The following is a 25,210-nucleotide window of genomic DNA, read 5'->3' as shown; positions in this document are numbered from 1 at the left end:
GGGGAGGTCGGACCGCAGGTCCGGGTGGGGTCGCCCGCGAAGTACGCCGACGCTATCTCCCCGTAGGCGCACTTCACAGCGGATCCCACCCCCGGCCTTCGGCCGGACCCTCCCCTCAAGGGGGAGGGGGACGCCGCGCTAAATGGCAGGATTATCGCGTTGAGAAAGCTCACTCATCATCATCGCCAAGTTGAGGCGCCGCGAGGTTCGCTCCCTCTTCTCCCCTTGTGGGGTGAGAAGCGGTCCGCGCAGCGGACGAAAAGCCAATTGCTTGGCTTTTCGAGCTTCGAACGCCCTGAGCCTGCGAAGGGCCGGGCGGTGGCCGATCCACCCCCGGCCGGGTCCCCGCTGCTTCGCAGCGTCCCGGCGTTCGCCGGCCTTTCATCGTGCCACTGGCACGATGAATTCACCTTCGGTGAACCGGCTGCTCACCCCACAAGGGAGAAGGGGGAGCTCAGCCATGACCTCCATCGCCGCAACCCACGCGCCCGCCCGAGCCAGACGCATCGGCGTCAGCCGCCGGCAATGGGTGGGCCTGCTCTATGTCCTGCCGGCCGTCGCCTTCGTCACCGTCTTCTTCGTCATCCCGCTCGGCATGACGGCGTGGATGTCGCTGCACAACTGGCCGCTGATGGGCGAGCACGCTTTCATCGGCCTCGACAATTACTTTGCCATCCTGCGCGACACGCGCTTCTGGAACGCGCTCAAATTCACCTTCTACTACACGCTGATCGTCACCATCGCGATCTTCGCCGTCGCCTTCCCGCTGGCGATCTTCATCGAGCGGCCGCGCCCGCTCACCAATCTCTACCGCACAGCCTTCTTCATGCCGGCGGTGGTGGGCTTTGCTTCCGCAAGCCTGCTGTGGTCGTGGCTGCTGAACGTCGATTCCGGCCTGTTCAGCCCGGCCGCTTACGACCTCGGCCTGACCGAGAGGAAGGTCAATCTTCTCGCCACCTTCCAGCCGGCCTTCTGGTCGATCATCGCCATGGTGGTCTGGAAAGTGGCCGGCTTCACCATGATCATCCTGATGACCGGCCTGCAGTCGATCCCGCAGGACCTGCAGGAGGCCGCCGTCATCGATGGGGCAGGGCCGTTCGCCCGCTTCAGGGCGATCACCCTGCCGCTGATGCGCCGCACCTTGGCGCTGGCGCTGATCCTGTCGGTCGCGGGCTCGATCCTCGCCTTCGACCAGTTCTACATCATCCTGCGCGGCGGCCCGCGCAACCAGACGCTGACGGCGGTCTACTGGATCTTCAACCAGTCCTTCGTCTCGTTCAAGCTCGGCTACGGCGCGGCACTTTCCATGGTGCTGCTGGTCATCCTGGTGGCGCTCAGCCTCATCCAGCTCTGGCTGCTGCGCAAGCCCGAGGGGCTCGACTGATGGCCGAGGCGATGTCGCAGCACCGCAAGGCGGCCTTCAGCCTCGCCAGGCATTCCACCGGCATCATCGCCTCGGTGCTGTTTTTGGGGCCGATCGTGTGGACGGTGCTCTCCACCTTCAAGCCGGCGCAGGAAGCGCGCCAGCCGCCGCTGCCGCCCTGGCCGACCGCCGGCTTCTCGGTCGAGAACTATCAGACGCTGAACACTTTCGGCGACGGGCTTTGGGCCTCGGCGCAGAACAGCATCTATGTTTCGGTAATGACGGTATTGCTCTCTGTGCTGGTCAGCGTGCTCGCCGGCTACGGCTTCTCGCGCTTCCGCTTCCCGTTCCGGGACTTCTTCTTCATCCTCATCCTGTCGACGATCATGATCCCGTTCCAGTCGATCCTGACGCCGATCTTCCTGGTGCTGACGAAACTCGGTCTGCACAACACGCTGACCGGCCTGGTCTGCGTCTACGTCACGCTGCAGCTTCCCTTCTCGATCTTCATGATGCGCAACGCCTTCGATGCCGTGCCGCGCGAGATCGAGGAGGCGGCGCGCATGGATGGCGCCAACAATGTCACCATGCTGGTCAAGGTGATGCTGCCGCTGGTCTGGCCGGGCGTCGTCACCATTGCGCTCTTCGCTTTCCTCGGCGCCTGGAACGAGTTCCTGGCCGCGCTCGTGCTGATGACCGACCAGTCGAAATTCACCCTGCCGGTGATGATGACCGCGCTCCAGTCCGGCCGCTTCGGCGCCATCGATTGGGGCGCGGTGCAGGCGGGCGTCACGGTGATGATGGTGCCCTGCCTGATCCTGTTCCTGGCGCTGCAGCGCTTCTACATCCGCGGCCTGATGGCCGGGGCCGTCAAATGATTTCCCGCATTCGAATGGAGTGACGCTATGACCGCAGCACAATCCGCCACCGCAGCCCGGGCAGCCGCGACCGCGAAGCCGAAGCTTGCCTTCCGGCCGCTGCCCGTGCCGCAGGTCGATGTCCGCGGCTTCTGGGGCGACCGTGTCGACGCCGTCGCCGCCAAGACCGCCGGCATTCTCTACGACCGCTGCGTCGAGGCGCGCATGCTGGAGCAGATCGATCCCGACCGGCCGTCGCCCGGCGTCGTCATTCCGTTCCATTCGCCGTCGCCCGACGAGGCCGACGCGCAGGGCGCCGAGTTCACCGGCTCGACGGTGACGACCCAGATGTTCTGGGATTCCGACTGGGGCAAGACCATCGAGACCGCCGCCTATTCGCTTTACCGGCGCCGCAATCCGGAGCTGGAGAAGAAGATCGATGCCGTCATCGACATGTACGGCAAGCTGCAGCAGGAGGACGGTTATCTCTCGAGCTGGTACCAGCGCATCCAGCCGGGTCTGCGCTGGACGAACCTGCGCGACTGCCACGAGCTCTACTGCGCCGGCCATCTGATCGAGGGCGCCGTCGCCTACTTTCAGGCGACGGGCAAGCGCAAGCTGCTCGACATCATGAGCCGCTACGCCGACCACATCGCCTCGATGTTCGGCCCGGAGCCCGGCAAGAAAAAAGGCTATTGCGGCCATGAGGAGATCGAGCTGGCGCTGGTGAAGCTCGCGCGCGCGACGGGCGAGAAAAAGTACATGGATCTGGCGAAGTACTTCATCGACCAGCGCGGCCAGCAGCCGCATTATTTCGACGAGGAGGCGCGCGCCCGCGGCGCCGACCCGAAGGCCTATCATTTCAAGACCTACGAATACAATCAGTCGCACAAGCCGGTGCGCGAGCAGGACAAGGTCGTCGGCCACGCTGTGCGGGCGATGTACCTCTTCTCCGGCATGGCCGACATTGCCACCGAATATGGCGACGACAGCTTGCGCGCGGCGCTCGACAGGCTGTGGGACGATCTGACCACGAAGAGCCTCTATGTCACCGGCGGCCTCGGGCCGTCGGCCCACAATGAAGGTTTCACCAGCGACTACGACCTGCCCAACGAAACCGCCTATGCCGAGACCTGCGCCTCGGTCGGCCTGGTGTTCTGGGCGAGCCGCATGCTGGGCATGGGCCCGAACCGCCGTTATGCCGACATGATGGAGCGGGCGCTCTACAACGGCTCGATCTCGGGCCTGTCGCTCGACGGCTCGCTGTTCTTCTACGAGAACCCGCTGGAGAGCCGCGGCGGCCACCACCGCTGGAAATGGCACCGCTGCCCCTGCTGCCCGCCCAATATCGGCCGCATGGTGGCTTCGATCGGCAGCTATTTCTACGGCCTCGCCGACGATGCGCTGGCCGTGCATCTCTATGGCGACTCCACTGCACGCTTCGAGATCGCCGGCCGGCCCGTCAGCCTGGTCCAGACCAGCAACTATCCCTGGGACGGCGCGGTCTCGATCGAGATCGGGGCACAGACACCGCTGGAATTCACGCTTTACCTGCGCATACCCGCCTGGTGCCGCAACGCGGCGCTGAAGCTGAACGGCAACACGCTCGATCTCGATGCCTCCACGGTCGACGGCTATGCCGCGATCCGCCGTGAATGGCAAAAGGGCGACCGCGTCGAGCTCGACCTCGAAATGCCGATGGCGCGCCTCTTCGCCAATCCGGAGGTGCGGCAGGACATCGGCCGCGTCGCGCTGTCGCGCGGCCCGCTGATCTACTGCGTCGAGGAGACCGACAATGGCGGTGGCCTGCACCGAATTGCGCTGCCGCGCACGGCCAGGCTGGAGGCCCACAAAGAGCCGAACCTGCTCGGCGGTATCGTCACGCTTTCGGCGACCGGCAGCCGGGCCGAGGCGAAGAACTGGGGCGGCGATCTCTACCGTCCCGAGCCGCCGGAAACCGAAGAGACGACGCTCAAGGCGATTCCTTACTTCGCCTGGGACAACCGCGATCCCGGCGAGATGCTGGTCTGGCTCAGGGAAGGGTGAGCTACTCTTCCTATAGATGCACGTAAGCCGTGAGCGGCAGGTGGTCGGACGCCACGCGCGACAACGGCGTGTCATGCGCTTCCACCGCCGACACCATGCCGTCGCGGTTGCCCATGATCCGGTCGAGCGCCAGCACCGGCAGGCCCGACGGAAAGGTGGGCACGGCGGGCAGCGAGGGGCCGAAGGTGGTGTGCAGCGTGTTGAGCGCGGAGCGGTTGCCCAGCCGCCATTCGTTGAGGTCGCCGAGCAGGAGCGTCGGCCTTTCGTCCGCGCTGCTCATGATGTCGAGCACGACGCGGGCCTGTTCCGAGCGCGAGCGGCGCAACAGACCGAGATGCGCGGCGATCACGCGCAGCGTCCGGTTCTCGTCGAGGTCGATCTCGGCGACCAGCGCCCCGCGCGGCTCAAGGCCGGGCAGCTTGATCTGGTGCACGTCGCGCACCGTGCCGCGCTTGAACAGAAGCACGTTGCCGCGCCAGCCATGTGCCTTGCCGTTTCCGGTGACCGGCACCGGCACCAGCCCCGTTTCGATTTCGAGGCGGTTGAGGTCGAGCAGTCCGGCGCGGTCGCCGAAGCGGTTGTCGGCCTCCTGCAGCGCGATCACATCGGGGCTGATCTCGCGGATGACGCGCGCGGTCCGCTCGGGGTCGAACTTGCGGTCGGTGCCGATGCATTTGTGGACGTTGTAGGAGGCGACCACCATCTCGGCGCCGCCGACCCGTTTCGGCGCCGTGGCTTTCGCTTTCCGCATCTTTCTGCCGCGGATCGACAGGAGCACGGTTTCGGGGAGGGTGCGTCCGTTTCTCTCCATGGTTCCTGCTGCTCGTCTTCCTTGCCTACAGATAGGGCGATCCCAGCCACAGCAATCGGTCGAGGACACGAATGACGAAGGCTCTGGCCCTCAGCATCTCGAGTGTCACCGGTTTCGCCGACGCGATCGCCGCGTCGATACGCGCCTCGATCGCCCGGGCGAAGTTGGCATCCAGGACCTCCATGTCGATCTCGAAATTCAGCCTGAGCGACCGGGCGTCGAGATTGGACGAGCCGACATAAGCCCACGCGCCGTCGATTGCCATAAGTTTCGAGTGATCGAAGGGGCCTTCGTGCCGCCACACCCGGCAATAATGCTTCAGCACCTGGTCGAATTGTGCCGTCATGGCGCGGTCGACGAGGAAAAGGTTGTTCACCGCCGGCACCACGATGTCGATCTCGACACCGCGCGCGCCGGCCGTGGTCAGCGCGCTGATCAGCTCGCGGTCCGGCAGGAAATAGGGCGACATGATGCGGATCGATTTGCGGGCGACCGAAAACGCACCCATCAGCAGCTTGTGGTTGGTTTCGTTCGCGGCATCCGGTCCTGTCGCCACGGCTCTGACCAGCATCGGCTGGCCGGGCGGCGGGGCGGTTCGCTCGACCTGCCAGGCGTCGCCCTTCAGCGCCTCGTTGCTGGCGAAGCGCCAGTCCTCGGCGGCGACTGAGAACAGGTCGGCCACCACCGGCCCGGTGACCTCGAAATGCGTGTCCCTGGAGCTGTCGGAACCGGCGAATTCGGCCGAGAACCCCTTGCGGATGTTCATGCCTCCGGTAAACGCCACCGTCGCGTCGATGACCAGGACCTTCCTGTGGGTTCTGAGATTCGCATAAGGAAGTCTCAAGCCCATGACGATGTTGCCGTTGAAGAGATCGACGGCGACGTTGGACTCCCTGAGCTGCTTCAGGATGCTGGGTACCGAATAGCGCACGCCGACGGCATCGATCAGCACGCGCACGGCAACGCCGCGTTTGACCGCGGCGGAGAGCGACTGCGCGAACATCTGTCCGACGGCGTCGTTGTCGAAGATGTAAGTTTCGAGAAGCACGCTCTTTTGCGCGCCGTCGATCGCCCGGCACATCGCCATATAGGCCTCGTCGCCGGTCTCGAGCACGGCGATCATGTTTCCCGAAGTCAGCGGACGCCGCGCCACCCTGTCGCCCAGTGTCTTCAATCCGACGAAGCGCTGGCCGAATTGGGCCTCGATCAAGGCTTCGACGGCGACGTCGCGATTGTGCCCCTCATCCGCCGAACCGGCGCTGGGCCGCATGGCGCTGATCGTCGCGCGGCGGATGCGGTTGATGCCGGCGATGGCGTAGATGATCGCGCCGAGGAAGGGCGACAGAAGCATCACGCCGACCCACCCCGTGGCGGCGCGCACGTCTTCCTTCGTCATGATGGCATGGACGATGCCGACCGCCGCCATCGCCAACGACAGGAGAAGGATAAGCGTCTGCCAGTGACTCGCTACCGCCTCGAACATCGGCCCGACTATTGTGCGAGCCGACGCGGAAGGCAATGCGCCAGGTCAGGGCAATGTGGACTCGCATGGAGCTCTTCCACCCGATTGCAGGAGCGGATCCGCCAGGTGTGACCGGTCGTTCGGACGCTCGGCGCCTCTGTGCGAAAATGGGTCCAGCAGGCAGGACGAGATCGCAGTTATGTCCGCACCCGCCTCGATGCCGAAGTGTCGGATCTCACGCGGGAACCTTCGGCGATCCGATGCGTTTGGCTTTTCGTTGCCGAGCGGGATTGGGAGATGCGCATCGAAAGCCTTCAAGGAACCGAGGGGTTTATCCGTACCCCGCAGGACGCCGTCGCCCTGCAAATCCCGCCCGACTTCATCGAGACGCTGCCCATTGCGATCTACGCTTGCGACGCGCAAGGCCGATTGCTTTGGTTCAACAAGCGCGCTGCCGATTTGTGGGGGCGAACGCCCTTGCTTGGCTCGGACAGCGAACTCTATTGCGGATCCCACAGGCTCTATCTCGATGGACGGCAGATCGCGCGCGCCCAAACCCCGATGGCCGCGGTGCTGCGAACCGGCATTCCCGTCAGGGGGGTTGAAGGAAAGCTCGAGCGGCCGGACGGCACGGCGATATGGGTGATGGTCCACATCGAACCGATCGAAGACGAGGACGGTCGGGTCGTCGGAGCCATCAACTGTTTCCATGACGTCACGGACCGGCGTCTGAGCGATGAGATCATTGGGCAACAGGAGCAGCGGCTCGCTGCAACTTACCAGCATGCGGCGATTGGCATCGCTGAAGTCAACGCGAAGGGCGAACTCGGGCGCGTCAACGGCTACCTGGCCGACCTGCTCGGCTATTCCGCCGATGAACTTGTCGGCAGGTCGGTGTTCGATGCCACTCTGGCGGAGAATGTCGATGCGGACCTGCGTCAGTTCGAGCGTCAGGTGCGAGGCGAGATCGACAGCTACCGGCACGAAAAGCGCTTCATCCGCAAGGACGGGGCAAGAGTCTGGGTCGCGGTCACGTCCTCGAGCGTAAGGGACTCCGAAGGCCGCTTCTTGTATGCGGTGCGCGTCCAGCAGGATATCACCGCCCGCAAGAAGGCCGAGGCCGCGCTCGTCCGGCATCTGGAGCAGCAGGCGGCGCTTTACGAATTCACGGACAGCCTTCAGCGCGCGGCGAATCTCGGCGAGGTTCACGAGATAGCCCTCAGCACCATCATTCGCGCATTGGGTGCGGACCGGGCCTCCATACTCTTCTTCGACAACACCGGCTTCCTCAGATTTGCCGCCTCGCGAGGCCTGTCGCAAGCTTACAGAACGGCCGTCGAAGGCCATTCCCCCTGGTCGCGCGACACACGCGATCCCGAACCGATCGCTATTGCCGACGTCGAGCAAAGCGGATTGCCGGACGACCTCAAGGCGGCTGTGCGGGACGAAGGCATTGCAGCGCTGGCTTTCATTCCGATCTCGGTGCGCGGTCAGCTGCTCGGCAAGTTCATGTCCTATTACGATCATCCGCACGATTTCGTGGAGTCCGAGCTTCGTTTTGCGCTGACAGTGGCCGGACAACTCGGCTTCGCGGTCGACCGCGTACGGCTCGAGACCGCCCGCCAGACGACGGAACGCGCGGCAAATCAGCTCGTGGCCGTTGTCGAATCCTCTCACGACGCGATCATCAGCAAGGACCTCAACGGCATTATCGCCTCATGGAATGCCAGCGCGGAGCGGCTGTTCGGCTTCACGGCCGACGAGGCGATCGGCAGGCACATCACGATGATCATCCCCGATGACCGGCTGGGCGAGGAGCCGGAGATCATCAGGCGCATCAGCAGCGGCGAAAACGTCGATCACTTCGAAACGGTGCGTCGCCGCAAGGACGGCAATCTCGTCGATATTTCCCTGACGATTTCGCCGATCCGCAACAGCCAGGGCCGCATCATCGGCGCCTCGAAGATTGCGCGCGACATCACCGACCAAAAGATGGCTGAAGCCAAGCTGCGGGCGAGCGAGCGTCAGCTGCGCGACCTGCTGGCGGCAATTCCGGCGGCGATCTACACGACGGATGCCGACGGCACGATAACCTTTTTCAACGAGGCGGCCGTCGAGCTTTCCGGGCGCGTTCCGCAGATCGGCAAGGATAAGTGGTGCGTGACGTGGAAACTGTTCTGGCCGGACGGAAGCCCGCTTCGTCACGACCAGTGCCCGATGGCGGTCGCCCTGAAGGAGGGGCGTCCGATACGCAACGCTGAAGCCGTCGCCGAGCGCCCGGACGGCGTGCGCATTCCCTTCATCCCGTATCCGACGCCGCTGCGCGATGAAGATGGCAAGATCGTCGGCGGCATCAACATGCTGGTCGATATCAGCGAACGCAAACAGGCCGAAACACAGCAGCGGCTGCTCTTCAATGAGCTCAATCATCGTGTGAAGAACAACATGCAGATGCTGCAGTCACTGCTGAGCTTGGCGGGTCAACGGGCAGCGAACCCGCAAGCGAGAGAAATCTTGCGTGAAGCCGGCAACCGCGTCGCGGCCATGGCCGCTGCTCAGCAGGTCCTGTACGAGACGGTCGATTCGACGCAGTTCAACGCGAAGGGTTTCTTGCTTGCGGTTTGCGGGACAATAAAGCAGACCTTCCCGAAGGAAGTCGCGGTTGAGTTCGAGGCTGATGATGCAAAGCTTTCGAATGACGTTGCAATGCCGCTGGCGCTGATCCTGAACGAGCTTCTGACCAACGCCATAAAATATGGAACTCCCGACGGAGCCGGCACAATCCGGGTCGGGCTTCGGCGCGATGTCGACGGCTTCCAGGTATTCGTCGAAGACAGCGGTCCCGGCTTTGACCTGGCTTCGGTCCGCGACCGTTCGTCCGGATTGAAGCTGGTTCAGGGCTTGGCGCGGCAGCTGCACGGCAAGCTTGTCGTTACCAAGGAACCGAAGACGCGCTGCAGCATTCGGTTCTCATGAAGCTCTTGCCGGCTCTTCTTCAGTTCCTGGATGGCTCTCGATGACCGAGCTTGCTGCCCCACACGGACGCCGTCGGCCAATCCCAACGAAAGCCGCGTCGGCCGAACCTGTGGCCGCCGCATTGCCCACGCGGATCTTGGTCGTCGAGGACGATTTTCTCATCTCCCTCGAGATGGAGAGCACTCTGACCGCGGCCGGTTTCGAGGTCGTGGTCGTTGGCTCGGGCGAGGAAGCGCTCGATAGCGCAGCTGCGGACCGGCCTGATCTGGTTGTGATGGATATCCGGCTGTCCGGCGCCATGGATGGAATTCAAACTGCCCTGGAGTTGTTTCGAATTTACGGTTTGCGGTCGGTTTTGCGACGGCGCATTCCGATTCCGACGTCCGCGCCCGGGCAGCGCCAGCGGAGCCGCTGGGCTGGCTGGTAAAGCCCTACACGCCGGCATCCCTGCTCTCAGCCATCCGCTCCGCGCTTAGGTCCGGCAGCTCGTCGGCAGGTTGAAACGCCGAATCCGCCGCCCCTCTGGCGAGCAGCCGCAGCCAGGGCGCGAGGTGGAAGGCAGCCATCAGGAAATACATCGGCGCCATGCCGCTGAGCACGGAGGCTCCGGGCCCGGACATGCACATCGCGTCCGGTCCGCTACCGGCGGCCGTGAGCAACGCCATGACGGCAAAGGTCGGCGCCGCCGCGAGACATAACCAGTCGGCCAGGCCGAATCCGCTCAGGCCTGCCGGGCGAGGGGTGGGATTGTCGATGCTCATGATCTCCACCTTCCAACTGCTCTCAGGAAAGTTCGGCTCTGGCGGCGCGGGCGACGCCGCCAGAGTCGCTTCGCGTTCAGGCGTTCTTGTTGCGAAACGCCGCTTCGCCGGCATCCGAGACCTCGACCCATCGCTGGTCGGGCGCGGCGCCTTCCTCATAGTTGTCGTGCCAGTTCCACCACTTGTAGGTCTGGGTCTGCGGATAGCCCTCGGGCGAATCCTCCCACACCTCCTGGCGGCCGAGCGGGGTGACGTCGAGATAGCTCCACACCGTGCCGAACGCCTCGTCGCCGCGGTTGTTGACGAAATAGGTGCGGAAGATACGGTTTCCGTCATGGATGAAGACGTTGTGGCCGTGCCATTCGTCGACGCCGAAATCCTTGTCCCAGCTGTCGGTGATGGTGTACCAGGGCATCTTCCAGTCCATCCGCTGCTTCAGACGCTGAATGTCGGCCTGCGGCGCCCGGGACGCATAGGCAAGCGTAGTGTCGCGGGCGTTGAGATGGGCGAGGTTGCCGACCATGTCGGCGCCGAGCGAGCAGCCGCGGCAGGCGTGCTCCGGCCAGCCATAGACGCCGGGCTCGAAGAAGGCGCGGTAGATGACCAGTTGCCGGCGGCCTTCGAAGAGGTCGAGCAGGCTTGCCTTGCCGTTTGGGCCTTCGAACACATAGTCCTTCTCGACAGGCATCCACGGCATGCGGCGGCGTTCCGCAGCCAGCGCGTCGCGGGCGCGGGTGAGCGCCTTTTCCTTCACCAGCATTTCTTCATACGCGCCTTCCCAGGCTTCCGGCGAAACGACCGGTGGTGTCTTCATGTGTTGGGTCATTGCTCTTGTCCCGTTCTTGCGTTTGGTTGGGGGTGACAAGGGAAACTTACAGCCGGACGGCGCGATGGTGAGAGTTACAAGTGTGACGCGATTTGATCCGGCAGACCCGGAAGGGGGCATCGGGGCGGGCATTGCATGGACTCGATGATCAATGCCGCCGGCCGCGCGCTCGCGACCGGTGATCCGCTGGGCGCCCTGAAGCGCGTCGCGTTGCGCGACGACGCCCCCGCGCTGGCGCTGCGCGGCATCGCGATGGCGCAGCTCGGCGACTTCGCCAAGGCCAAGGCGTTGCTGAAGAGCGCCGCCCGCGCCTTCAGCCCGAAAGAGGCGGTGGCGCGCGCCCGCTGCGTCGTCGCCGAGGCCGAGATCGCGCTGGTCTCGCGCGATCTCGGCTGGCCGGACAAAGCGTTGCGAGCCGCCCGCACGACGCTTGCCGCGCATGGCGATCGGGTCAACGCCGCCTATGCCGGCAGCCTCGAAGCGCGCCGCCTCATCCTGATCGGCCGGCTCGACGAGGCCGAGCGGCTGCTTGCCGGCTTCGATCCGGGACCGTTGCCGCCGGTCGCACGCGTCGCGCATGAGCTCGCGGCCGCGGGCATCGCGGTCAGGCGCCTGCGGACGAGGGCCGCGCGCGCCGCGCTCGGCCGGGCCGCGCTCGCGGCCTACGAAGCCAATATCCCGGCGCTGAAGGCGGAGGTCGAAAGCGCGTCGCTGGTGCTGAACACGCCCGTCGCGCGGCTCGTGTCGAAGGGCACGGAGATGCCGCTGCAGCTCGACGAAGTCGAGGCGCTGCTCACCTCAGGCGCCCTCGTCGTCGATGCCTGCCGCAATGTCGTGCGCAAAGCCGACACCGTAGTGTCGCTGGCGACGCGGCCGGTGCTGTTTGCGCTGGCGCGCACGCTGGCCGAGGCCTGGCCCGCGGATGCGTCGCGGGAGGCGCTGCTGAAGCGCGCCTTCCGCGCCAGGCACGCCGATGAATCGCATCGTGCGCGGCTCAGGGTCGAGATGGGCCGGCTGCGCGCCGAAATGAACGCGCTGGCGGAAATCAACGCGACGGCCGCCGGTTTTGCGTTAACGCCGCTGACCGCAGCCGAGGTCGTGGTGCTGGCGCCGCCTGTCGAGGAGGAGCATGGCGCAGTGCTCGCCTTCCTCGCCGACGGCGAGTCCTGGTCGAGCTCGGCGCTGGCGATCGCGCTCGGCGCCAGCCCGCGCACCGTGCAGCGGGCGCTGGAAGCGCTTTCGGCCGACAACAAGGTGCAGGCGGTCGGCCGCGGCAGGGCGCGCCGCTGGATGACGCCGCCGGTGACCGGATTCCCGACTGTCTTGTTACTCCCGGGTCCGCTGCCGAGCGACTAGTCTGCGGCCATTGTTCGAATGGAGATCGAAAATGAAACGAGCCGCTGCCGAGATCCTGCGCGAATACGGCCCCTTTCCGGATGCCGAGCGCATCAATGGCGTCACCTATGACGGCAAGAATGTCTGGTTCGCCACCGGCGACAAGCTGAAGGCGCTTGACCCGGAGAGCGGCGCGATCGTGCAGTCGATCGACGTCGCCTCGCATGCCGGGACCGCCTTCGACGGCGAGCATCTCTACCAGATCGGCGAGGACCGCATCCACAAGGTGGACCCGAAGACAGGCAAGGTCGTCGCCACCATTCCCGCGCCCGGCAATGGCGGCGACTCTGGGCTTGCCTGGGCCGAGGGCTCGCTCTGGGTCGGCGAATACAGGGCCCACAAGATCCATCAGATCGATCCTGAAACGGGCAAGGTGATCCGCACCATCGAGTCGAAGCGCGTCGTCACCGGCGTCACCTGGGTCGACGGCGAGCTCTGGCATGCCACCTGGGAAGGGGAGGAGGGCGATCTCTTGCGCATCGACCCCGAGACGGGCGATGTGCTGCAGGAGCTGGCGATGCCCTCCGGCGTGTCGGGACTGGAATCCGATGGCCGCGGCTGCTTCTTCTGCGGAGGCGGCAGCAGCGGCAAGATCAAGGCCGTGCGACGTCCCGGACATGATGGCAAGTAGCCGGCACGCCGGCGGCTTGCCGAGACGAAACAGCCGGCCTCAGGCCGCCTCGCGCGCGGGCCGCGCAATAGCCTTGTCGGACATCTGGCCGGCAGTCGGTCTGTCGACATGCGCCCAGGCCGGTCGCTCGAACAGGAAGGTTCCGAAGCCGGTGCGCTTGACGATGAAGTAGAGAATGACCGGGCTGATGACCGAGACGAGCAGCACCGCGAGGCTGAGCATGCCGGTATCGGTCAGAAGGCCGCTTGCCAGCATGATCCCGCGGAAGATCGACATCGGGATCGTGAAGGCGACATAGACGACCAGCGAATGCTCGCCGAGCCAGCGCAGCCATTCCATCGCGGCGAATTTCGACAGGAAGCCGCCGGCGACGCAGAGCGCCACCGCGCCGGCGACGGCCAGCGTAAGATGCAGCGGCGGCCATGCCGCCAGGCCCATCTGCATGCCGACCGGCTCGACGGCGTAGCCCGGCGAGTAGACGAGCAGGCCGTTGACGATGGCCCACACGATCAGCCCGGCAGCGGCGATCGCCGGACGAGCTTGCGTCCACGCGACCAGCCGGAACACCAGCGGCGCCATGACGAAGCCGAGATAGAAGAACACGAAATAGGCGGCGAATTGCGTGAGCGCATAGCTGTCCGAATGCGGTGCCCACATCTGCAGCGCGGCGGCAGCCGAGATGACGATCCAGTGCGGCACGCCTAGCTCGCGCAGGATGCGCGCCACGAGGCCGAACACGGCCAGCATGTAGATGAACCACAGCACGCCATAGGGCTGGACGACAGCCACGGCGAGGTCATGCAGCATGCCGGCGGGATCGCGGCTGAAGATGCCGATCTTCAGCCCGATCGAGATGACCGCCCACAGGACATAGAAATAGAGGTAGTGGACGACGCGCCGGTCGATATAGCGCCGCCAAGGCCGGTCGATCACCTGCGACAGGAAGAGCCCCGAGATCAGGAAGAATTCCGGCATCCGGAACGGGGTCGCGAAGCCGATGACATAATGCAGGAAGCCGACGCCGCCGGTATATTCGCCGGTGTTGTAGGCGGAATACATCATCACCACCAGGATGATCGAAAGACCTTTTGCCGTGTCCACCCACGGCATGCGCGTCGAAATGTTCATGAAAAACCCCGCAAAGGCACCCAGCGCCATAGTACTGGACAGGCGCGTCTCTAGCAGCATGAAGCTTCGGATATCGTAAACGCGGCGCTGTCGGGCTGGAGCTCGGAGCCGGGTCAGCGGCTGGTCTCTCGCATCGCCACCGCCACGATTACACCCGAGAGGAAGGTCAGCGCCGCGATCGCCGCGATCGCCGCGGCGAAGCCGAAGAAGTCGGCGATGAGGCCCGCCGACAGCGCTCCGATTGCGTAGCCGAGATCGCGCCAGAAGCGATAGACGCTGAGCGAGCGCGCCCGCCAGGACGGATGCGATGCGTCCGATACCGCCGCGATCAGGCTTGGATAGACCATCGCCGTGCCCAGGCCGAGCAGGAGGCTCGCCAGCAGCCACCAGCCGAAGTCGCGCGTCATGGCGGTGAGCAGAAGGCCGGCAGCCTGCACCCACATGCCGGCGACGATCAGGCCCTTGCGGCCCCAACGGTCGCTCAATGGCCCGGTTGCGACCTGTAAGATGCCCCAGACGGCGGGATAGACCGCCTTGAGGATGCCGATGCGCTCGACGCCGAGCCCGTTGGCGACGAAGAAGAGCGGAAACAGCCCCCAGCTCATGCCGTCGTTGAGATTGTTGACCAGGCCCGCCTGCGAGGCCGCGAACAGGTTGCGGTCGCGGAAGGAAGTCAGCATGAAGATCTCGCGGAAGGCGAGCGGGGAGACAGCTTTCTGATGGTTGGCCAGTTCCAGCCGCACATGCTCGCGCGTGTCGCGCACCAGAAGCACCGAGAGCGCGGCACCCAGGATCGCATAGCCGATGCCGAGATAGATCGGGACCGGGCGCAGCCCGTAGCGGCTGGCCAGATAGCCGGTCAGAAATGCGGTGACGCCGACGGCGAGGTAGCCGGCGAACTCGTTGAGGCCGACGGCGAGCCCGCGCGATTTGGGCCCGACCAGGTCGACCTTCATGATGACGGTCATCGACCATGCAAGTCCCTGGTTGATGCCGAGCAGCGCGTTGGCGGCAACGATCCACCCCCAGCTCGGCGCCCAGATGATCATGAAGGGCACCGGCAGGCCGAACAGCCAGCCGAGGATCAGCACGCGCTTGCGATCCCACGTGTCGGCAAGCTGGCCGGAGACGAGATTGGCGCAGGCCTTAACCACGCCGAAGCTCACGATGAAGGAGGTGACGAGCGTCGTGGAAGCAACGTGGAATTCCTCCGCGCCGATCAGCGGCACGACGGTTCGCTCGATGCCGACCATGCCGCCGACAAAGGCGTTGATCAGCACCAGCAGCGCGAACTGTTTCCAGTTGGCCTTGAGGCCGAGCGCGACGGCAGGCGCCGTTGCGCTCACGATCGCGATCCGGCGTTGGCGGCGCGGGTCCGGGCCGCGTCCGGCGGCGGGGGAGGGATGTCGGCGGTCATGGCGGCGATGAACTGGTCGACGTCCTCGATGCGAAAGGCCTTGTTGAAGCGCCGCTCAAAGCCGATGGTCGATGTCGGCTTGCCGCTGAGCGAGCGGCCGCACACCGAGCCGGAATAGGCGCCCGGCAGCACCTCGATGTGATCGGGCAATTCCTTCAGCCGGCGCACGCTGGCATAGAGCGCGCGGGCTCCGTCCTCGGCGCTCGAAGCAAGCTCGGTGCGACCGAGATCGCCAACCATCAGCGTGTGACCGGTGAGTACGAACCACGGTTCGGTCGATCGCGTTCGGTCGGTGACTAAAAGGCTCAGATGCTCCGGCGTGTGGCCGGGCGTGTGCATCACGGTCGCCGTCACATTGCCGAGCTCCAGCACCTCGCCGTCCTTCACGGGGCGGAACGGGAAGCCCGCCTCGGCGCCTTCGAACAGCACGTATTCGGCGCCCGTCGCTTCGGCGAGCGCACGGCCTGCCGAGATATGGTCGGCGTGGATATGCGTGTCGACGACATAGAGGATGCGCATGCCAGTCGCGCGCGCCGCCTCGACATAGGGCGCGATCTCGCCGACCGGATCGACCACGGCAGCAGACGCCTTGCCGCCGCAGCCGAACAAATAGGAGGCGGCGACCGGGTCGGTGTGCAGGAACTGTCTGAGGATCATCGCTTTCCCTCCGGGCAACTGCGGGTCGCTTGGCTTGACGGCAGGTCGAAACCATCATTCAATAATTACATTGAACGACGATGGGTCGCAGAAAGGTCGATGTCAATCCGCAATCCGAAGCTGGCGCTGTACGAACAGTTCGCGATCGTCGCCAAGGCGCTCGGCAATCCGCTGCGCCTGGAACTGATCGAGCATTTGGCCCAAGGCTCGCGCAGCGTCGAGGCGCTTGCTGCGAAGCTCGGCCAGCCGATCGCCAACATCTCCCAGCATCTGCAGGCGCTGCGCCGCGCCGGCATCGTCTCGGCCGAACGCGACGGCAAATACGTGCGCTATTCGCTGAGCGATGCGAGCGTGCTGTCGGCCTTTGCCGCGGTGCGCGGCATTGCCGAGCGGCAGCTTGCTGAGGTCGATCGCATTGTGCGCGACTGTTTCGAGGCACGTGACGACATACAGCCGGTCACGCGCTGCGAGCTTCAGGCGCTGATGCGCGACGGGCTGGTGACGCTGATCGACGTCCGCCCGGCGGACGAGTTTGCGCTTGGCCACGTGCCCGGCGCGGTCAATGTTCCCCTCGGAGAAGTAAAGGCCTGGTCCCACGGTGCCGACCCCGGCCGGGAAATCGTCGCCTACTGCCGCGGCCCCTGGTGCGTGATGTCCTTCGAGGCGGTGGCCGCGCTGCGCTCGCTTGGCCATTCCGCGCGCCGCCTCGAGGACGGCATGCCGGAATGGAAAGCCGCTGGTCTGCCGGTGGAAATGGCGGCCTGACGGTGTCGCTAACAAATGCATGTCGCCCAAAAATGGGCAGCGGTTCTGGGGCAAGAGGCGCGAGCAAGTTTTGGGCTCGCAGCCGACGCAAATTGGGCGTATCGTGACATATCGTCGGTTGCTAATAAATGAGCCGGCGACTGAGAGCGCAAGACTCCCGCACCGGACTGGGCGCTAGCATCCACACCACTCGTCGCGCCCACAAGACCACCTGCCTCTGTCGAAACCTCTTTTGCTCGGTTCCGGCCAGAATTGCCCTTCGCAATTCGGAATGGGAGCGTTCCGATGCAGCAGATCACGCAAACCCGCCGACGATTCCTAGCCGGTGCTGCCCTGGCAGGCGCTGCCGGTGTCGTCGTCCTTCCGAGGTCACTCCATGCGGAACCGCCGCTGGAGCGAGAGCTGAAGATGTGAGCAAGCGGCAAGCCCAGAGCCCGCCATGCAGGTACGGCCGACTGTGCACAACACAGCATCCACGGGTCAGCGTTCTCAGTGTCGCACTGGCCACCATCTGGAAAGGAGGTTCCCATGCATACCGTATATCCCAGACGGTTCAGCCGACGGAGGTTCCTGCGTGGGATTACGCTGGCGGGGGCAGCGGGGCTTCTGGGCTGGCACCCCAGGCGCGCCGCTGCGGAGCCACCGCCTGAGACGACGCGGATCCGGCTCGTCCGGGTTCCCAGCATCTGTCAGGCCCCCCAGTATGTAGCCGAAGAACTGTTGCGCAGCGAAGGGTTCACCGAGGTGCACTACCTCCAAAGAGAGGGGACGGCAGACATCGCGCCGGCCCTCGCCTCCGGTGAAGCCGACCTCAGTGCGCATTTCGCCGCCCCGCTCCTTCTCCGCCTGGAGGCGGGGGATCCCATCGTCATCCTGGCAGGCCTCCACGTCGGCTGCTTTGAACTGTTCGGGACCGATCGCATCCAGTCGATCCGCGATCTCAAGGGGAAGACCGTGGCCGTGCCAGCGCTAGATTCCAGCCGATACGTCTTTCTCGCCACTATGACGGCGTATGTCGGCCTGGACCTCCATAAGGACATACACTTCGTCATGCATCCGGGACCCGAGTCCATCCGGCTCCTGAGTGAGGGGAAGATCGATGCCTATTTGGGCTTTCCCCCCGAGCCGCAGGAGATGCGGGAGCAGCAGATCGGCCATGTGGTGATCAGCAGCACCGTGGACCGGCCCTGGTCGCAATACTTCTGTTGTATGTTGGCTGGGGAGCGGGAGTTCGTCCGTACGCATCCGGTGGCCACCAAACGCGCCCTCCGCGCCATCTTGAAAGCGGCGGATTTCTGCGCCAGCGAGCCCGAGCAGTCCGCCCAGTTCTTGGTGCAGCAGGGTTATACTAAGCGCTATGGCCATGCCCTCCAGGTCATGAAGGCGATCCCCTACGGTTGGCGTGAGTATAGCGCTGAGGACACCCTGCGCTTCTACGCCCTGCGTCTCCACGAGGTCGGGATGCTGAAGAGCACCCCCCAGAAGCTGTTGGCCCAAGGCACCGACTGGCGTTTCTTCAACGAACTGAAGCACGAGCTGAAGACCTGACTAGGCGGCCAGCCGCGTGCCCATTTACCACGCGAGGGAGAACCCCATGCAAATCATCCAGAACCGTCGCCACTTCATGGCCGGAGCTGCGGCAGCAGGCGCTTCAGCTCTCATCGGCACAACGACTGACGCTTGGGCCGAGGCACTCCCTGAAACGACCTCCGTTCGCTTGCCGCGGTGGATCGATGGTGCCTACTGCTGGGCAGGCATGTACCTGGCCGGAGAGTTCCTCAAAGCGGAGGGCTTCACCGACGTCCGCTACGTGCAGGGCGACGAAAAAGTCGATCAGGCGGTGTGGATTGCGCGCGGCGACACGGATTTCAGCATGAACTACGCGCCGGTCCATGTCGCGTCGATCGACGCGGGCGTGCCAATCAGGGTGCTTGGCGGTCTGCATTCCGGGTGCCTCGAGCTGATCGCCAACGACAGCATCCAAGGCATCCCGGACCTCAAGGGCAAACGGGTAGGCATGCATGACATCCATGCGCCGTCGCGCGTGCTGGTCGCCCTGATGGCCGCCTATATTGGCCTGGATCCCGTCAACGACATCGAATGGGTCGAGGAAAGCAAGCCGGTGGAAGCCTTCGCCGACGGAAAGTTCGATGCATATCTCTTCACGCCTCCGGAGACGCAGCAACTGCGCGCCAAGAAAATCGGCCACACGATCCTCAACACGACCCTCGATCGCCCTTGGTCGCAGCACTTCTGCTGCATGACCTCGGCCGCTGCGGACTACGTGAACAGATACCCGGTGGCGACCAAGCGCGTGCTCAGGGCCATCCTCAAGGGCGCCGACCTATGCATTTCGGATCCCGCATGGAGTGCAGCGCAAATGGTCGATCGAGGTTTCGTCCCCAGCTACGAAATCGCGCTGCAAACGCTGAGCGACACGCGGTACGACGTATGGCGGGACTACGATGCCGAAGCCTCGATGCGCTTCTACGCGCTGCGCATGCAGGAGACGGGCATGATCAAGTCGAGCCCACAGCAGATCATCGCCGAGGGAACAGACTGGCGATTCCTGGAGCAGCTGAAGCGTGAGCTCAAGACGTGAGCGGGTTGGCAGCCCGTATCTTGCTGCTGGCGCTGGTGGCCGGGCCAGCGCAGGCGCATGATGCGCAGCACGATGAGCGATTGCCGGCAATCGGACCGGCTCCGGACTTTACGCTGACGTCGCAGGACCGGGAGCGCGTCTCGCTGCACGACTTTCGCGGCAAGGCGATCGCCATTGCATTCATCTATACGCACTGTACCGACGTCTGTCCCATGCTGACCGCCCAGATGGCCAGCGTGCAGGAAAAGTTGGGTAGTGCGTTCGGACCCAAGATCGCCTTCATTTCGATCACCGTCGACCCGAAGCGCGATACGTCCGATGTTTTGAAGGAATATGCGCAGAATTTTGGCGCCGATCTGAAGGGCTGGTCGTTTCTTACCGGCGATCCGGCGATTGTCCATGAGGTTGGACGGAAATATGGGGTCTTCGCGAAGCAGGCGGCCAACGGTGAAGTCGACCATACCTTGTTGACCTCGCTCGTAGACCCGAATGGCATCTTGCGAGTACAATATCTTGGCGTCCGGTTCGACTTGGAGGAGTTCCGGGGTGACCTTCTCGGCCTCTTGGACGAAACCAAATAGCATAACGAACTGGCTCGTTGGCTGGGTTGCCCGGCTGCCGGCGCGCGTCCAGACCAAGCTCTTGATCGCGTTCCTGTCGATCGTCGGCCTGCTGATCGTGCTCGGGGCCGTCGGGTTGCAGATGCTGAGTGGGGTCAACGATCAGACCAACGAGCTGATCAAGCTGCAGCGCAGGATCGCGGCCTACCGCCAAGTACAGCACGATACGACCACCCAGCTCTACGGCATCTCCACCGCCCTGTTGCTACAGGACGACCGGATGCTGGATACGGCGCTGCGCCAGCTCAATCAGTTCGGCTACGACCTCGAACGCATGGAGTTCGTCGCCAAAGCCGAGGTGGAAGTGCTTGGCCAGGTCAGGCAAGAGTACGAACGACTGACGGCCGGGGTGACGCACGTGGCAGAGCTTGTCCGCGCCGGCCGTACCGAGGAGGCGCGCAAGGTCCAGCTTGATGAAATCATACCGTCGGCTGATCGCCTCGAGCGGCTGACAAACCAGCTGGTCAACATGGCCGAAGCCGACATGGTGGCGGCCATCGAAACGACCGAGGGTGCGTACGGCACGTCCAGACTGATCGTGGTTTCGTTTGCCGTAGGCAGTATCCTGCTGGCGTTGGGGCTCGGTTACATCATCTCCTGGTCGTTGATCGAACCGGTCAAGAAGATCGAGACGCGTCTCAGCCAGATAGCGGCCGGCGACTTCGCCCAACGGGTTGCCGTCGCCAATCGCGACGAACTTGGAGTGCTCGCCGCTAACGTCAACCAGACCTCCGATCAGCTGGGGCGCTTGTATCAGGAGATTGAGACACGCACCCAGCAGCTCGACGAAGCCCTTCAGCAGCAGACAGCCACTGCAGACGTTCTGAAGGTCATCAGCCGCTCTACCTTCGATCTACAGGTCGTGCTCGATACGCTGGTGGAATCGGCTGTCAGGCTCTGTCGCGCCGACAAGGGTGGCATCGTGCAGTTGCTTGATGGCGTATTCCGCTATGTGTCGACGCTTGGCTACCCGCCCAGTTTCCGTGCCTATGTCGACGCCAATCCACTTCCAGCGCTTGCCGCTGGGCGAGGCTCCGCCGTAGGGCGCGTAATCGAAGAACGGCGGATCGTGCAAATCGAAGACGTGACCGCTGATCCGGACTACCGCGTCGCCTTGATCGCTGAGGCAGGCGGATTCCGCACCGTCCTCGCTGCCCCGCTGTTGCGGGAAGGTGATCTCGTTGGCGTATTCGTCATGACGAGGGCTGAACCGCAACCGTTCAGTCCCAAGGAGATCGCGCTCGTCGAGACATTCGCCGACCAGGCCGTGATCGCCATCGAAAATGCGCGGCTCTTCGAGGCGGTGCAGGCACGGACGCGCGAGCTTGCGGCGTCGGTCGGTGAGCTCGAGGCGCTTGGCGAAGTGAGCAAGGCGGTCAATTCGACGCTGGATCTCGACACGGTGCTGAAGACGATCGTCGCCAAGGCGGTCCAGTTGTCGGCGACTGATGCTGGCACCATCTACGTGTTCAGCAGCACGCGGCAGCAATTCCGTCCGCGCGCAAACTTTGGGATGAGCGATGAGCTTATCGCCGCAGTCTCGCAGCAGACGATCGGGCTGGCCGATATGGGTATTGGCGACGCGCCTGGACGGTGCATGCCTGTGCAATTTCCCGACCTCAGCAAGGAAACCTCATCCTTCCTTGTGAGAAAGACGATCCTCGACGCCGGATATCGCGGTATCCTGATCGTTCCGCTGCTGAGGCCCAACAAGATCGTCGGTGCATTGGTCGTCAGGCGCCACAAGCCAGGCGCCTTCGATGAGCAAGTTGTTCACCTGTTGGAGACCTTCGCAGCCCAATCGGTGGTCGCGATCCAGAATGCCAAGCTGTTCCGCGAGATCGAGGAGAAAGGCGAGGAGCTGGAAGCAGCCAGCCGCCACAAGTCCCAGTTCCTGGCGAATATGAGCCACGAACTCAGGACACCGCTCAATTCAGTTCTGGGCTTCACAGAACTGCTGGTCGACGGCATCTATGGCGAACTCCCGGACAAGGCAAAGGCGACCGTCGCGCGTGTGCAGGCAAACGGCCGTCACCTCCTCGGGCTCATCAACGACGTGCTCGACCTGTCCAAGATCGAAGCCGGCCAGCTCACGCTGGCGATCGAGGACTACTCCGTCGCGCAGATTGTCCGATCGACCCTTACGGCGGTCGAGCCGCTGGCACGGGCGAAGGGTCTTGAGCTTTCAGCGACTGTTGCCGAGAACCTTCCAATCGGCCGTGGGGACGAACGCCGTTTGACGCAGATTCTGCTCAATCTCGCAGGCAATGCCGTCAAGTTCACCGAAACAGGTGCAGTCGACATTCTTGCCGATGCGGTCGATGGGAACTTCGAGATCACCGTCCGAGACACCGGTCCCGGCATTGCGTCCAAAGACCAGGCTCTCATCTTCGAAGAATTCCAGCAAGTCGACAACAGCAGCACCAGGCAGAAAGGTGGCACAGGTCTTGGCCTGGCGATCTCGAAGCGCATCGCCGAAATGCATGGCGGAACCTTAGACGTCGAGTCCGTGATCGGGTCAGGGTCGACATTCCGTCTGAAGGTCCCGATCAGGATGAATGAGGACGTGAGGGCCGCATGAGCAAACGAATCCTGATGGTCGAAGACACCGAGGACAACCGCCAAATCATCCGCGATCTCATTGCCACCACCGAGTACGAACTGATCGAGGCGGCGGACGGTGCCGCCGGCATCGCTGCAGCCGCAGCACACAGGCCAGACCTGATCCTTATGGACATTCAGCTCCCGGTGATCGACGGGTATGAAGCGGCCCGCCGCATCAAGGCCGACCCGGCGCTCCGGCACATTCCGATTATCGCCGTCACCTCCTACGCGTTGTCGGGCGACAAGGCGAAAGCCCTTGCTGCTGGGTGCGATGGTTACATTGCCAAGCCATTCAGTCCACGCCAGCTGCTTTCCGAGATTCGCGGTTTCCTTTCTTGAGGGAGGCAACACCTTGCACGATCCGCCTCGCATTCTCGCGGTTGACGATACTCCGGAAAACCTCGAGATCCTGCGCATGCGTCTCGAGGCGAATGGCTATGAAGTTGTAACCGCCGCCGATGGTGAAGAGGGGTTTGCGAAAGCCCGCGAACTCACGCCGGATCTGATCCTGCTCGACATCATGATGCCGAAGCTCGACGGCATCAGTGTGGTCCGCATGCTCAAGCAGGATCACTCGCTGCGATCGATCCCCGTCATTCTGGTCACCGCGAAAGCCGACATGCGCGACGTGGTCGAGGGGCTGGACGCCGGTGGCGACGACTATCTGACAAAGCCCTTCGAGCACAGGGCGCTGCTGGCGCGGGTGCGCTCGATGTTGCGCCAGAAGGCGCTTCACGACACTGTCGCGAGCCAAGCCAAGCGCCTTGAGGACCAAGCCGCGCAACTTTCCGACTGGAACCGCTCGCTCGAGGAAACCGTCGCCGGCCAGGTGACGGAGCTCGAGCGAATGGCGCGGCTCAGGCGGTTCCTGCCCGAACAGGTCGCCGACCTCATCGTTGCGGCGGGCAATGGAGATGCGCTCTTGCAGAGCCACCGCCGCGAGGTGACGGTTGTCTTTTGCGATTTGCGCGGCTTCACGGCGTTCGCAGAGACCGCCGAACCCGAAGAAGTCATGACAGTTCTGGCCGAGTATCATTCCTGTCTCGGCGAACAAATCGTCCGTCACGAGGGGACGCTCGAGCGGTTCGTGGGCGACGGTATCGTCGTGGTTTTCAACGATCCAATGCCATGTGCCGACCACAGCGAGAGAGCTGTCTCGATGGCTGCCGCAATGCGCGAAGCGATTGACGAGCATTCCGAGCGATGGCGCAAGCGGGACTATTTGCTTGGCTTTGGGATCGGCATTGCCAGGGGCCACGCAACCATCGGGCGCATCGGTTTTGATCAGCGCTCGGACTATGCCGTCATCGGCACTGTGTCGAACCATGCCGCCCGTTTATGCGAGGAGGCCAAATCGCGCCAGATTCTTGTTAGCCAACGGGTCCTCGGAGCTGTCGAGTCGTTGGTCGAATCCGTTCCTGTTGGCGAACTGACGCTGAAGGGCTTTCGCCGCCCGATGCCTGCCTATGAAATCGTGCGGTGGATCGGTCGGCCAATCTAGCGTTGAGCGCACTCCGGCTTCGTTCGAGAGATGCGGTGCGTCGAACCACCGGCGCCGCGGCGCGGATCTGCCGTTCACGTCGCGGCAACCGCAAATCCGCTTCGGGTCAGGGCCTCACGCCCAGACGGCGGACAAACCGTGCTGACGATAGGCCCGCCTGGCCGCAGGCGAGCTGTGATAGTTGACTGCTGTACCCTCAGTCCTTGGCGCGCTCGACATAGGAGCCGTCGGCGGTCATCACCACCACGCGCGTGCCGGTCGTGATGTGCGGCGGCACGGCCGTGCGCACGCCGTTGGAGAGCACCGCAGGCTTGTAGGACGAGGACGCCGTCTGGCCCTTGGTGACCGGCTCGGTATCGACCACCTCGAAGACAGCGCGCTGCGGCAGCGTCAGCGAGATCGGCGCGCCGTTGAACTGCGCCAGCTGCACCGCCATGCCTTCCTGCAGGTAGGGCGCCATGTCGCCGACCACGCTTTCTGAGGCCACGACCTGGTCGTAGCTTTCCGGGTTCATGAAATGGAAGCCTTCGCCGTCAGAATAGAGGAAGGTGTGCTCGCGCTCCTCGACATAGGCGCGCTCGACCATCTCGGTCGTGCGGTAGCGCTCCGAGATCTTCACCCCGTCGCCGATGCGGCGCATGTCGAGCTGCGTCACCGGCGTGCCCTTGCCAGGGTGGATGCTTTCGGCAAAGAGGATGACATAGAGCTTGCCGTCCTTATCGACGACGTTGCCTTTGCGTAAGGAACTGGCGATGACCTTGACCACGATATTCAATCCCAATCGAGTT

22 protein-coding genes are annotated in these 25,210 nt (G+C 64.0%); 14 read left to right on the top strand and 8 right to left on the bottom strand.

The window, feature by feature from the left end; translation table 11 throughout:
• Nucleotides 1-460 precede the first annotated feature (460 nt).
• From EJ078_RS02010 to EJ078_RS02000, 3 genes are read left to right on the top strand one after another with little or no spacing between them, the layout of a single operon-like run.
• Nucleotides 461-1,384, top strand: coding sequence for a sugar ABC transporter permease (locus EJ078_RS02010; protein WP_095801185.1), 924 nt, complete (start codon nucleotides 461-463; stop codon nucleotides 1,382-1,384).
• Nucleotides 1,384-2,241, top strand: coding sequence for a carbohydrate ABC transporter permease (locus tag EJ078_RS02005; RefSeq protein WP_127217093.1), 858 nt, complete (start codon nucleotides 1,384-1,386; stop codon nucleotides 2,239-2,241). Before EJ078_RS02010 ends, EJ078_RS02005 begins: the two co-directional genes overlap by 1 nt.
• A 27-nt stretch (nucleotides 2,242-2,268) precedes the next feature.
• Nucleotides 2,269-4,266 carry a glycoside hydrolase family 127 protein gene (locus EJ078_RS02000; protein ID WP_127217094.1) on the top strand — a complete coding sequence of 666 codons (1,998 nt, stop codon included), beginning with the start codon at nucleotides 2,269-2,271 and terminating at the stop codon, nucleotides 4,264-4,266.
• Nucleotides 4,267-4,276: 10 nt separating this feature from the next.
• Here EJ078_RS02000 and EJ078_RS01995 read toward each other — a convergent pair whose 3' ends face one another.
• Nucleotides 4,277-5,077, bottom strand: a complete 801-nt coding sequence (locus tag EJ078_RS01995) for an endonuclease/exonuclease/phosphatase family protein (protein WP_082954104.1) — start codon at nucleotides 5,075-5,077, stop codon at nucleotides 4,277-4,279.
• Nucleotides 5,078-5,102: 25 nt separating this feature from the next.
• On the bottom strand, nucleotides 5,103-6,560 hold the full coding sequence (locus EJ078_RS01990; RefSeq protein ID WP_127404280.1) for a phospholipase D-like domain-containing protein: 1,458 nt from the start codon (nucleotides 6,558-6,560) through the stop codon (nucleotides 5,103-5,105).
• Between the two features lie 276 nt (nucleotides 6,561-6,836).
• On the opposite strand from EJ078_RS01990, the gene EJ078_RS01985 reads away from it, so the two are divergent.
• Both EJ078_RS01985 and EJ078_RS01980 read left to right on the top strand, forming a co-directional pair.
• Nucleotides 6,837-9,515 (top strand): PAS domain S-box protein, encoded by a 2,679-nt coding sequence (locus EJ078_RS01985; RefSeq protein ID WP_208721055.1) that lies wholly within the window; start codon nucleotides 6,837-6,839, stop codon nucleotides 9,513-9,515.
• Between the two features lie 40 nt (nucleotides 9,516-9,555).
• Nucleotides 9,556-9,942 carry a response regulator gene (locus tag EJ078_RS01980; RefSeq protein ID WP_245459062.1) on the top strand — a complete coding sequence of 129 codons (387 nt, stop codon included), beginning with the start codon at nucleotides 9,556-9,558 and terminating at the stop codon, nucleotides 9,940-9,942.
• Between the two features lie 4 nt (nucleotides 9,943-9,946).
• Here the strand turns inward: EJ078_RS01980 and EJ078_RS01975 are convergent, their stop codons facing one another.
• Nucleotides 9,947-10,276 (bottom strand): hypothetical protein, encoded by a 330-nt coding sequence (locus tag EJ078_RS01975; protein WP_245322385.1) that lies wholly within the window; start codon nucleotides 10,274-10,276, stop codon nucleotides 9,947-9,949.
• Between the two features lie 76 nt (nucleotides 10,277-10,352).
• Complete coding sequence (locus EJ078_RS01970; protein WP_067329733.1) at nucleotides 10,353-11,102, bottom strand: DUF899 family protein; 750 nt, start codon at nucleotides 11,100-11,102, stop codon at nucleotides 10,353-10,355.
• Nucleotides 11,103-11,237: 135 nt separating this feature from the next.
• Between EJ078_RS01970 and EJ078_RS01965 the strand changes: the two genes are divergently transcribed.
• Both EJ078_RS01965 and EJ078_RS01960 read left to right on the top strand, forming a co-directional pair.
• Nucleotides 11,238-12,458 carry a helix-turn-helix domain-containing protein gene (locus tag EJ078_RS01965; protein WP_127403891.1) on the top strand — a complete coding sequence of 407 codons (1,221 nt, stop codon included), beginning with the start codon at nucleotides 11,238-11,240 and terminating at the stop codon, nucleotides 12,456-12,458.
• A 31-nt stretch (nucleotides 12,459-12,489) separates the two neighbouring features.
• Nucleotides 12,490-13,128, top strand: a complete 639-nt coding sequence (locus EJ078_RS01960) for a PQQ-binding-like beta-propeller repeat protein (RefSeq protein ID WP_095801191.1) — start codon at nucleotides 12,490-12,492, stop codon at nucleotides 13,126-13,128.
• A gap of 39 nt (nucleotides 13,129-13,167) precedes the next feature.
• Here EJ078_RS01960 and EJ078_RS01955 read toward each other — a convergent pair whose 3' ends face one another.
• From EJ078_RS01955 to EJ078_RS01945, 3 genes are all read right to left on the bottom strand, one after another.
• Nucleotides 13,168-14,256 carry an acyltransferase family protein gene (locus EJ078_RS01955; protein WP_127215909.1) on the bottom strand — a complete coding sequence of 363 codons (1,089 nt, stop codon included), beginning with the start codon at nucleotides 14,254-14,256 and terminating at the stop codon, nucleotides 13,168-13,170.
• A 113-nt stretch (nucleotides 14,257-14,369) separates the two neighbouring features.
• Nucleotides 14,370-15,611 carry an MFS transporter gene (locus EJ078_RS01950; protein ID WP_127215908.1) on the bottom strand — a complete coding sequence of 414 codons (1,242 nt, stop codon included), beginning with the start codon at nucleotides 15,609-15,611 and terminating at the stop codon, nucleotides 14,370-14,372.
• The gene (locus EJ078_RS01945) at nucleotides 15,599-16,330 is read right to left on the bottom strand and encodes an MBL fold metallo-hydrolase (RefSeq protein ID WP_127215907.1); all 732 of its coding nucleotides are present in this window, start codon (nucleotides 16,328-16,330) and stop codon (nucleotides 15,599-15,601) included. The genes EJ078_RS01950 and EJ078_RS01945 overlap by 13 nt, the downstream gene beginning before the upstream one ends.
• A gap of 99 nt (nucleotides 16,331-16,429) precedes the next feature.
• Here EJ078_RS01945 and EJ078_RS01940 point away from each other — a divergent pair, with 99 nt between their 5' ends.
• The 7 genes from EJ078_RS01940 to EJ078_RS01905 all read left to right on the top strand — a co-directional run bounded on the left by EJ078_RS01940 (nucleotide 16,430) and on the right by EJ078_RS01905 (nucleotide 24,422).
• A complete protein-coding gene (locus EJ078_RS01940) occupies nucleotides 16,430-17,095 on the top strand; it encodes a metalloregulator ArsR/SmtB family transcription factor (protein WP_127215906.1) in 666 nt (221 codons plus the stop codon).
• A 528-nt stretch (nucleotides 17,096-17,623) separates the two neighbouring features.
• Nucleotides 17,624-18,643 carry an ABC transporter substrate-binding protein gene (locus EJ078_RS01930; protein ID WP_127215905.1) on the top strand — a complete coding sequence of 340 codons (1,020 nt, stop codon included), beginning with the start codon at nucleotides 17,624-17,626 and terminating at the stop codon, nucleotides 18,641-18,643.
• Nucleotides 18,644-18,689: 46 nt separating this feature from the next.
• Nucleotides 18,690-19,697: an ABC transporter substrate-binding protein gene (locus tag EJ078_RS01925; protein ID WP_127215904.1), complete on the top strand. Its 1,008-nt coding sequence runs from the start codon at nucleotides 18,690-18,692 to the stop codon at nucleotides 19,695-19,697.
• Between the two features lie 20 nt (nucleotides 19,698-19,717).
• Nucleotides 19,718-20,278, top strand: a complete 561-nt coding sequence (locus tag EJ078_RS01920; RefSeq protein ID WP_164750505.1) for an SCO family protein — start codon at nucleotides 19,718-19,720, stop codon at nucleotides 20,276-20,278.
• Nucleotides 20,244-22,898 (top strand): GAF domain-containing protein, encoded by a 2,655-nt coding sequence (locus EJ078_RS01915; protein ID WP_164757347.1) that lies wholly within the window; start codon nucleotides 20,244-20,246, stop codon nucleotides 22,896-22,898. Before EJ078_RS01920 ends, EJ078_RS01915 begins: the two co-directional genes overlap by 35 nt.
• The gene (locus tag EJ078_RS01910) at nucleotides 22,895-23,260 is read left to right on the top strand and encodes a response regulator (protein WP_095783172.1); all 366 of its coding nucleotides are present in this window, start codon (nucleotides 22,895-22,897) and stop codon (nucleotides 23,258-23,260) included. The genes EJ078_RS01915 and EJ078_RS01910 overlap by 4 nt, the downstream gene beginning before the upstream one ends.
• On the top strand, nucleotides 23,178-24,422 hold the full coding sequence (locus EJ078_RS01905) for a response regulator (RefSeq protein WP_245457086.1): 1,245 nt from the start codon (nucleotides 23,178-23,180) through the stop codon (nucleotides 24,420-24,422). Before EJ078_RS01910 ends, EJ078_RS01905 begins: the two co-directional genes overlap by 83 nt.
• Before the next feature lie 196 nt (nucleotides 24,423-24,618).
• On the opposite strand, the gene efp is transcribed toward EJ078_RS01905, so the two are convergent.
• The gene (gene efp / locus EJ078_RS01900) at nucleotides 24,619-25,188 is read right to left on the bottom strand and encodes an elongation factor P (RefSeq protein WP_210212263.1); all 570 of its coding nucleotides are present in this window, start codon (nucleotides 25,186-25,188) and stop codon (nucleotides 24,619-24,621) included.
• Between the last annotated feature and the right edge of the window lie 22 nt (nucleotides 25,189-25,210).

Origin of the sequence: Mesorhizobium sp. M1A.F.Ca.IN.022.06.1.1, assembly GCF_003952605.1 — a bacterium.
Classification (GTDB): Bacteria; Pseudomonadota; Alphaproteobacteria; order Rhizobiales; family Rhizobiaceae; genus Mesorhizobium.
Note: the sequence above shows the minus strand (reverse complement) of the source record. Positions and strands in the feature narration are given on the sequence as shown.